Raw genomic sequence first — 8,020 nt, 5'->3', positions numbered from 1 at the left:
TCTCGCGATGACGCCCTTGCGCTTCGCTAACCCTTCGCCGCCATCAGGCTGGGTAAAGGACTTCCACCTCCAAGCTGTCGAACATGCTCGGCACACCAACCACAAAGCCCGGCGCGAGCCGGGCTTTGTTTCTTGCTGGACGCCTCTATTGATCTCGGTAGTTGCTCAGTACTTGCTCAGTACTTGGCGACCACCGGGCCACCGAACTAGGTAGTTGATGCCAGCGCGGGGATGGTTCCGTGGTGTTCGGCCGGGGGGCTCGACACGATATCGAAACCACTACGGCATGCGACAAGGCGGTGCAGCTATGAGCAGCAACATCGTCGAGTTTCCCGGAGCTGAGCGACCGATCACGGAAAGCGAGACTGACAAGCTTCACTCCTAAGCATTCCGCGATCTCGAGCCTCGGATTTGCGACTGCGTCAGCATGGCGAAGATTGCCGCTCAGGCAGCGATGAGAAGGAATAACGATCGCGAGCTGGTTTTTGCGGTCGCACATGCTTCCGAAATGCTGGACGCGCTCAAGGCTGATTATTAGGCCACTTACCACGGCGACAAACAGATGGCCGCGGCATGAAGCACGGGCGCCGATCCCACCGAACCTGCAACCGGCAGCGTATCGGCGCGCACGCCCGCCCGCTGACCGTCGGCGGATTTCTCTATTGCGACAGCTTCCCGGGACCAATTTAATGGTGCGGTCATAGGGAGAAGACACAATGCAAAAATTGATTGCTGCTGCTGCATTAACCGCCGCTCTCGCGCTAGCGGGCTGTGGAAGAGAGCCTGGGCCGAAGGGTGACCCAGGACCGCAGGGCCCGGCTGGCCCACAAGGCGCCCAAGGTGTTCAGGGCGTTCCCGGTCCTCAAGGAGCGGCCGGTGCACAAGGGCCACAGGGGCCGCAAGGGCAAAAAGGCGACAAGGGAGATAAGGGCGATCCGGCGTCCGTAAACATCCGCGCAGTGCAAGCAGATGGTGCGGTCAATTGCGACACCAGCGAAACGCTCGTGTCCGTTTTTTGTCCAAGTGGAGGGGCGGCGGACGGCGCGAAGTGTGGTACCTCGCCGACGGTCGCGCTTTGCTTGAAGAAGTGAAATCGAGTGGCCCGCCGGTTCACGCTGGCGGGCATTTCCCGTACGATGTGACCTCGGCGATGCCGAATATATGGGAACCAAGGGGCCGGCTACCCCTTATGCTTTGGGGGCGATGGAGGGCCATCGCCATGAAGAACCGAGATCTTGCCGGCGTCGCTATTGCGGTTGTCATTTGCGGGATCGGCTATTCGGCCTATCTGGTTCGAGATCAGGGCAATATCTGCCCGCGGCCATCAGCCACTTCGGTAGCATCGCTGTTCGCGCCCTGCCAAGCATTGGACGCTACAATGGGGCATTCGGTCTCCAAATCGGAAGCAGTGCAGATGGGCCTGCTTACGCCCGACGAGCAAGCTTTGCCTCAGGCGACCCGGTTGGCCGGCTGGAATCATGCGACAGTGGGAATGGGCCGGTAAGTGGTTCGCGCCAGTCACCATAGATGGGCGCAGGTGAAGACATCGGCAGGGTTGACGCTTCTCGGTCTTGTCGCCTCTGCTTGTGCAATTTTTGACCAAGCGACGTCGAGCTCGACGGTTCGATCAGGCGCGCCATGGGCGCAAGATCTGCGTTTGCCGCCACCAAGTCGAGGGACGGCGGATGATCCCTCACGGATAAAGGCAGATCTGAATGCCGCGCGCGAGAAGGCAAGGCGCTAATCAAAGGTGCGGGCTTGGGCCCACGCATTGCCCAAATGAAACCAGCCGCCAATTGTGGCAGCCCTCGCAACCGAGAGGTACAAGGGCGTCTAGGCGCATTGCCATAAAGGTTTGCAGCGTCGCATCTGTTGGCCTGATCGCTTTGGCATCCGCAAATTGGCAACTGCGTCCCATGCTAAGCTGGAAAACCGAACACTTTCTCGACTTTTTAATCGTGACCTTCATCGCCTGCGTTGCTTGGCCTCGACCGCTGATTGTCGGATTGGCACTAATGGCAACGGCTGGGTTGCTGGTAGCACTACAAGGATTACACCAGATCGAAGTGGCGGGACGTGTCTCCCATTTGAATTTCTAGGAGAAATCGCTTCCTAGTGCGATGTCGGCTTCGGGCGACGCATCCATCCGACGCGGCTCAGCAAACCGTCGATCGCGGGCCAGAACAGCAATAGGATCGCCAGCGTCGTGATCGAACCGACCAGACCGTTTGACCAGAACACCTTGAGATCACCGCCGGAGCCGATCATCGACAGGCGGAAGGCATCCTCGGCGCGGTTGCCGAGCACGAGCGCCAGTGTAAACGGCGCGAGCGGGATGCCGATCTTCTTGAAAACGTAGCCGACGACGCCGAAGCCCAGCATCAGCCAGATGTCGAACATCGCGTTCTGGATCGCATAGGCGCCGATCGCGCAGGACACCACGATCATCGGCGCCACCGCAGCGAACGGCACCCGCAGGATCGAGGCGAAGATCGGCACCGTCGTCAGCACCAGCACAAGGCCGACGACATTGCCGAGATACATCGAGGCGATCAGGCCCCAGACGAAGTCCTTGTGCTCGACGAACAGCAGCGGGCCCGGATTGAGCCCCCACACCATCAAGCCGCCGAGCAGGATCGCGGCAGTGCCGGAGCCGGGAATGCCGAGCGCCAGCATCGGCAACAGCGCCGCGGTGCCGGAGGCGTGCGCCGCAGTTTCCGGCGCGAACACGCCCTCGATGCGGCCCTTGCCAAAACTCTCGGGATCCTTGGCGAAACGCTTGGCGAGATTGTACCCCATGAAGGACGCCGCGATCGCGCCACCCGGGGTAATGCCGAGCCAGCAGCCGATGAAGGAGGAGCGCAGCAGCGTCACCCAGTATTTCGGCAGGTCCTTCCACACGCTCAGCACGACGCGAAGCGAAATGCTGGCCGCATGCCCGCGCAGCGCCAGGCGCTCCTCCATGGTCAGCAGGATCTCGCTGATGCCGAACAGGCCGATGACGGCAACGAGGAAGTTGATGCCCCGCAACAACTCCGCGGTGCCGAAGGTCATGCGCAGCTGGCCCGACACGGTATCCATGCCGACGCCGGCGAGCAGAAGGCCGAGCGACATCGAGATCACCGTCTTGTGCTTGGCCTCGCGCCCGAGGCCGACGAAGGAGCAGAAGGTCAACAGGTACACCGCGAAGAACTCGGGCGGGCCGAACTTCAGCGCAAAGGACGAGATCATCGGCGCAAGGAAGGTGATCAGCAGCACCGCGACAAGCGAGCCGATAAAGGAGGACGTGAACGCCGCCGTCAGCGCCTCCGCCGCCCTGCCCTGCTGCGCCATCGGATAGCCGTCGAAGGTGGTCGCGACCGACCAGGCTTCGCCGGGAATGTTGAACAGGATTGAGGTAATGGCGCCGCCGAACAGCGCCCCCCAGTAGATGCAGGACAACATCACGATCGCCGAGGTCGGATCCATCGTGAAGGTCAGCGGCAGGAGGATCGCCACGCCGTTGGGGCCGCCGAGGCCGGGGAGCACGCCGACGAAGATGCCGAGCACCAGCCCGACCATCATCAACACCAGCGTCTTCCACGTGAGCAGGACGGCGAAGCCGTGGACCAAAAGACCGAACGCTTCCATCGCTACCCGCCTAGTAGCCGAAGGCCGCTTCGAGCGGTCCCTTCGGCATGATGACGTCGAAGGCGATGTCGAAGGTGACGAACATGATCGCCGTGAACAGGAAAGCGGTGAGCAGCGACTTCCACAGTGCGATCTTGCCGACCAGTCGCATGAAACTTGCGATCAAGAGGAAACTCGCGACATAGAGGCCGAGGAACTGCGTCACGAGGCAGAACAGCAGCGTCGGTACGAACACCGCCAGAACGCGGCGGGCCTGCGCGCGCGTGACGAAGATTTCGGACGCCGCGCGGCGGGCAAGCAGGGCGACGATCAGGCCGTAAAGGCTGGCGCCGCCGAGGATGAACGAGAGATAGAACGGGAAATAGCCAGGCTCTGGCCCGGTCGAATCCCAGGAGATGCCGGTGCGCCAATTGTCGTAGCCGAACGTTGCGGCCAGCGCGAGCAGCAGGAGGCAGACGACGATCTCGACCGTGCCGGAACTCGCGACAGCGGGTGAGTCGTCTTCAGGCGCGGTCGGATCCTCGACGACGATTTCAAGATCGGTTTGGGACATGAGCTCTGGAGGCTGGAACTTGTTCACCTCGCCCCGCTTTGCGGGAGCGGTCGGCGCAAAGCGCCGGGTTAGGGGATGTCTCCGCAGGGACGGCGAATATTGGACTCGCGGAGAGAGCCCCTCGCCCCCGCCCTCTCTCCGTAACAACGGGGAGAGGGCGAAGAGGGAGACCGCTATTTCGCGACGAATCCGGCTTCTGTCATCAGCGACTTGTTGGTTGCATCGTCCTCCTCGAGGAATTGCACCATGTCCTTGCCGCTGAGGAAGATCGGCTTCAGCGCCTGCTTTTCCATGTAGTCCTTGTATTCCGCGGTCTGCGTCACCTTGTGGAACAGATCGACATAGAACGCCTGCTGCTCCGGCGTGACCTTGCCGGGCAGGAACATCGCGCGCAGCATCAGATACTGGACGTCGATGCCCTCCTCCTTGCAGGTCGGGATGTCGGCCCAGGACTGCGTCTCCGTCACCTTGCTGGTGTAGGAAATGCGCTCCTTGTCGAACACGCACAGCGGACGCACCTGGCCGGCGCGCCAGACTTCGAGATTTTCGCTTGGATTGTTGACGTTGGATTCGGTGTGGTTGCCGACGAGCTGGGTCGCGGCCTCGCCGCCGGACTTGTAGGGCAGATAGGAGAATTTCGCGCCGGTCTTCTGCTCGAGGAAGACGGTCAGCACGTGATCCTCGCGCTTGGAGCCGGTGCCGCCCATCTTGAACGGCGAGCTCGCCGCCTTCGCGGCCGCGACGAATTCCTTCACCGTCTTGGGGCCCGCGCTGTTGTCCCACAGCACGAACTGATCGAGTGCGACCACCGAGACCGGAGTCAGCTCACGCCAGTTGAACGGGATCTTCGCCGACAGCGGCAGCATGTAGATTAGCGAATAGGCGATCAGCACCTTGTTCGGATCGCCCTCGCTGGATTTCATGTACATCAGCGCTTCGGCGCCCGAGGCGCCACCCTTGAGCGAGACGACCATCGGCTGCTTCATCAGATTGTTCTTCTGGATCGCAGCCTGCATCATCCGCGCCATCTGGTCGGAGGCGCCGCCCGCACCGGCTGCGACCACGATCTCGACGGGTTTTGTCGGCTCCCAGCCGGCAAAGGCCGGCGCACTCAAGAACAGCAGGACCGTGGCGCAAGCGGCTTTAACTGACATTTGCACGAGTTTCTTCCCTCGGTTCTTATTGGCTTTGTAATGCCGGGAGGCTTATGGGAGCTCATTGTGCGGACTAATGGCGACGGGTTCAAGCAGGCAGGCGCCCCGCCGCATATGACTTTCGGCTGACGACAGCCGGGCCCACGTGGCGCTACTTGCCCTTCCAACTTGGCGTGCGCTTGTTGAGGAAGGCGTCCATGCCCTCGCGGAAATCTTCGCTCATATAGGCCTTGAGGATCAGGTCCTCGCCCTCTTCGCGCGACAGCGTGCGGCGGATGCGGCGCACCGCTTCCTTCGTCGCTTCCAGCGTAAGCGGCGCGTGGCTCGCCACGAGCTTTGCGGTCTCGTCGGCACGGCGCTGCAGGGTCTCGACGTCCGGCACGATCTCGTTGAGCAGGCCGAGGGACAGCGCTTCCTGCGCCTCGACCAGCCGCGCCTTGAAGATCAGATCCTTGGTGCGGGCGGGACCAACCAGCGAGACGACGCGGCTGATGTTCGACATCGACAGGCAGTTGCCGAGCGTGCGCGCGATCGGAAAGCCGATGCGGGTGGTTTCGGTGCCGATGCGGAGGTCGCAGCAGGCCGCAATGCCGGCGCCGCCGCCGGTGCAGGCTCCCGCGATCGCCGCGATCACGGGGACGCGGCATTGCTCGAGCGTGCCGAGCACGCGGTCGATGCGGGCCTCGTAGTCGAGCGCGTCCTGCTCGGTCTTGAAGGCGCGGAATTGCGAGATGTCGGTGCCGGAGGCAAAAGCCTTGTCGCCCGTGCCGGTCAGGATCAGCGCCTTGATCGAGCGATCGGCGTTGATCTCCTGGCAAATCTCCGCCATGCGCTCATACATGGCGAAGGTCAGTGCGTTGCGCGCCTGGGGACGGTTGAAGGTGATCCGCGCGATGCCGTCCTGGACGGAGTACAGCAGGTCTTCGTTGGCAGTCGCAGGTAGGTTCATCGCGCGCTCACTTCACGGTTGTTTGTCTTAAGCGACCTGGGCCTTGGCCATCGGCACCACGTCGCGTCCCTTGAGGACGTCCATGGCCGCCAATACGCCGCCGCTCCGGTGCGGAATCTTTGCAAGATCGAGGCCCATCTCGACGCCGGCGAGCGTGCCCATCAGCATCAGATCGTTGAAATGGCCGATATGGCCGATGCGGAACACCTTGCCCTTGACCTTGTTCAGGCCGGTGCCGAGCGACATGTCGAAGTTCTCCAGCACCACCTTGCGGAAGGCGTCGGCGTCGTGGCCCTCGGGCACACGAACGCCGGTCAGCGCCGGCGAATGCGCGGCGGGATCGGCGCACTGCGTCTCCAGGCCCCAGACCTTGACCGCGGCACGCGTCGCCGCGCTATGACGCTTGTGGCGGGTCCAGACGTTCTCCAGCCCCTCCTCTTCCAGCATCTTGATCGCTTCACGCAGGCCGTAGAGCAGATTGGTCGCGGGCGTATAGGGGAAGGTGCCGAGCTTGTTGAAGTTGATGACCTCCTGCCAGTCCCAGTAGGAGCGCATGCCGGGGTTAGCCTTGGCGACGGCAAGCGCCTTCTCCGAGACGGCGTTGAAACCGAGGCCCGGCGGCAGCATCAGGCCCTTCTGTGAGCCTGCGACCGAAACGTCGATGCCCCAGGCATCGTGCTCGTACTCCATCGAGCCAAGGCCGGAGATGGTGTCGACCATCAACAGCGCCGGATGCTTGACGCGGTCGAGCAGCTTGCGCACCTCCAGCGGCGGCGTCACGCAGCCGGTCGAGGTCTCGTTGTGGACGACGCAGACCGCCTTGATCGTGTGCTGCTTGTCGGCGCTAAGGCGCTGCTCGATCTCGGCGAGATCGGCGCCATGGCGCCAGTCGCTCGGGATAAAGTCGACCTCGAGCTTGAACCGATCGGCGATGCCGCGCCACAACACGGCGAACTGGCCGGTCTCGCACATCAGGAGCTTGTCGCCGGGCGCGAACACGTTGACCATCGCCGCTTCCCAGGCGCCGGTGCCGGACGAGGGGAAGATGATCACGGGCTGCTTGGTGCGAAACACCCGCTGCATCGAGGCGAGGACTGCGAAACCGAGCTCGGCGAACTCCGGACCGCGATGGTCCAGCGTCGGCATGTCCATCGCCCGCAGCACCCGGTCGGGCACGTTGGTCGGTCCTGGAATCTGTAAGAAATGCCTTCCAGAGTGCACGGTCATGGGCGTCCTTCCCGGTCCTGCCTTGATTTTGATGGCCGCCGAATAGCACCATTTGACCGGCTTGTCCCCTCTCCTTAAGGCGCCTGCATGCGCGACCGGCGGACCTCAGCCGGCCCCTACTCCGCGGCCACCACCTTTCCGGACGGCACCCTCCCCTCGGCCTCCGAAAACGGCCCTCTTCCGGATGCATCAGGAAGGGGAAAAGCCGCCGAATAGTAGCAGCCCAATCGACATCGGGAACGGCAGGTACCAAATGCCGGTCGCGTCAATCAAGAAGCCCGCGACCAGCGGGGAGACGATGGCGGCAAAGGCCGAGCCGGTGTTCATGAGTCCGGAGGCGGTCCCGGAACGTTTCGGGGCGATGTCCATCGGAATCGACCACATCGGGCCGATCACCAGCTCGGCGCAGAAGAAGCCGGCCGACAGGCACAGCACGACGATCGTAATGTCGTGAACCGGACTCCCATCTCCACCTCTCCCTGACGCTTGTTATGCTGTTCGCCTGCC

At 62.7% G+C, this 8,020-nt stretch carries 5 protein-coding genes and 1 pseudogene; all 6 read right to left on the bottom strand.

Going from position 1 to position 8,020, the window contains the following annotated elements:
* Positions 1-2,112 precede the first annotated feature (2,112 nt).
* On the bottom strand, positions 2,113-3,630 hold the full coding sequence (locus IVA82_RS02565) for a tripartite tricarboxylate transporter permease (protein WP_247381821.1): 1,518 nt from the start codon (positions 3,628-3,630) through the stop codon (positions 2,113-2,115).
* A gap of 10 nt (positions 3,631-3,640) precedes the next feature.
* Complete coding sequence (locus IVA82_RS02560; RefSeq protein WP_247381819.1) at positions 3,641-4,183, bottom strand: tripartite tricarboxylate transporter TctB family protein; 543 nt, start codon at positions 4,181-4,183, stop codon at positions 3,641-3,643.
* Between the two features lie 173 nt (positions 4,184-4,356).
* A complete protein-coding gene (locus IVA82_RS02555) occupies positions 4,357-5,337 on the bottom strand; it encodes a tripartite tricarboxylate transporter substrate-binding protein (RefSeq protein WP_247381817.1) in 981 nt (326 codons plus the stop codon).
* A gap of 151 nt (positions 5,338-5,488) precedes the next feature.
* Positions 5,489-6,286, bottom strand: coding sequence for an enoyl-CoA hydratase/isomerase family protein (locus tag IVA82_RS02550; RefSeq protein ID WP_247381814.1), 798 nt, complete (start codon positions 6,284-6,286; stop codon positions 5,489-5,491).
* A gap of 27 nt (positions 6,287-6,313) precedes the next feature.
* Complete coding sequence (locus IVA82_RS02545; RefSeq protein WP_247381812.1) at positions 6,314-7,513, bottom strand: aminotransferase class V-fold PLP-dependent enzyme; 1,200 nt, start codon at positions 7,511-7,513, stop codon at positions 6,314-6,316.
* Positions 7,514-7,629: 116 nt separating this feature from the next.
* A pseudogene (locus IVA82_RS02540) lies at positions 7,630-7,969 on the bottom strand (MFS transporter); the annotation flags it as partial.
* Positions 7,970-8,020 lie beyond the last annotated feature (51 nt).

The sequence above is a fragment of the Bradyrhizobium sp. 142 genome (assembly GCF_023074015.1).
Classification (GTDB): domain Bacteria; phylum Pseudomonadota; class Alphaproteobacteria; order Rhizobiales; family Xanthobacteraceae; genus Bradyrhizobium.
The sequence above is the reverse complement of the archived record's forward strand: the minus strand, read 5'-3'. Positions and strand labels throughout refer to the sequence as shown.

Bases quoted from the DNA above. Each gene is read 5' to 3' on its own strand.
- IVA82_RS02555 (WP_247381817.1), bottom strand. From the start codon at position 5,337: ATGTCAGTTAAAGCCGCTTGCGCCACGGTCCTGCTGTTCTTGAGTGCG.
- IVA82_RS02560 (WP_247381819.1), bottom strand. From the start codon at position 4,183: ATGTCCCAAACCGATCTTGAAATCGTCGTCGAGGATCCGACCGCGCCT.
- IVA82_RS02545 (WP_247381812.1), bottom strand. From the start codon at position 7,513: ATGACCGTGCACTCTGGAAGGCATTTCTTACAGATTCCAGGACCGACC.
- IVA82_RS02550 (WP_247381814.1), bottom strand. From the start codon at position 6,286: ATGAACCTACCTGCGACTGCCAACGAAGACCTGCTGTACTCCGTCCAG.
- IVA82_RS02565 (WP_247381821.1), bottom strand. From the start codon at position 3,630: ATGGAAGCGTTCGGTCTTTTGGTCCACGGCTTCGCCGTCCTGCTCACG.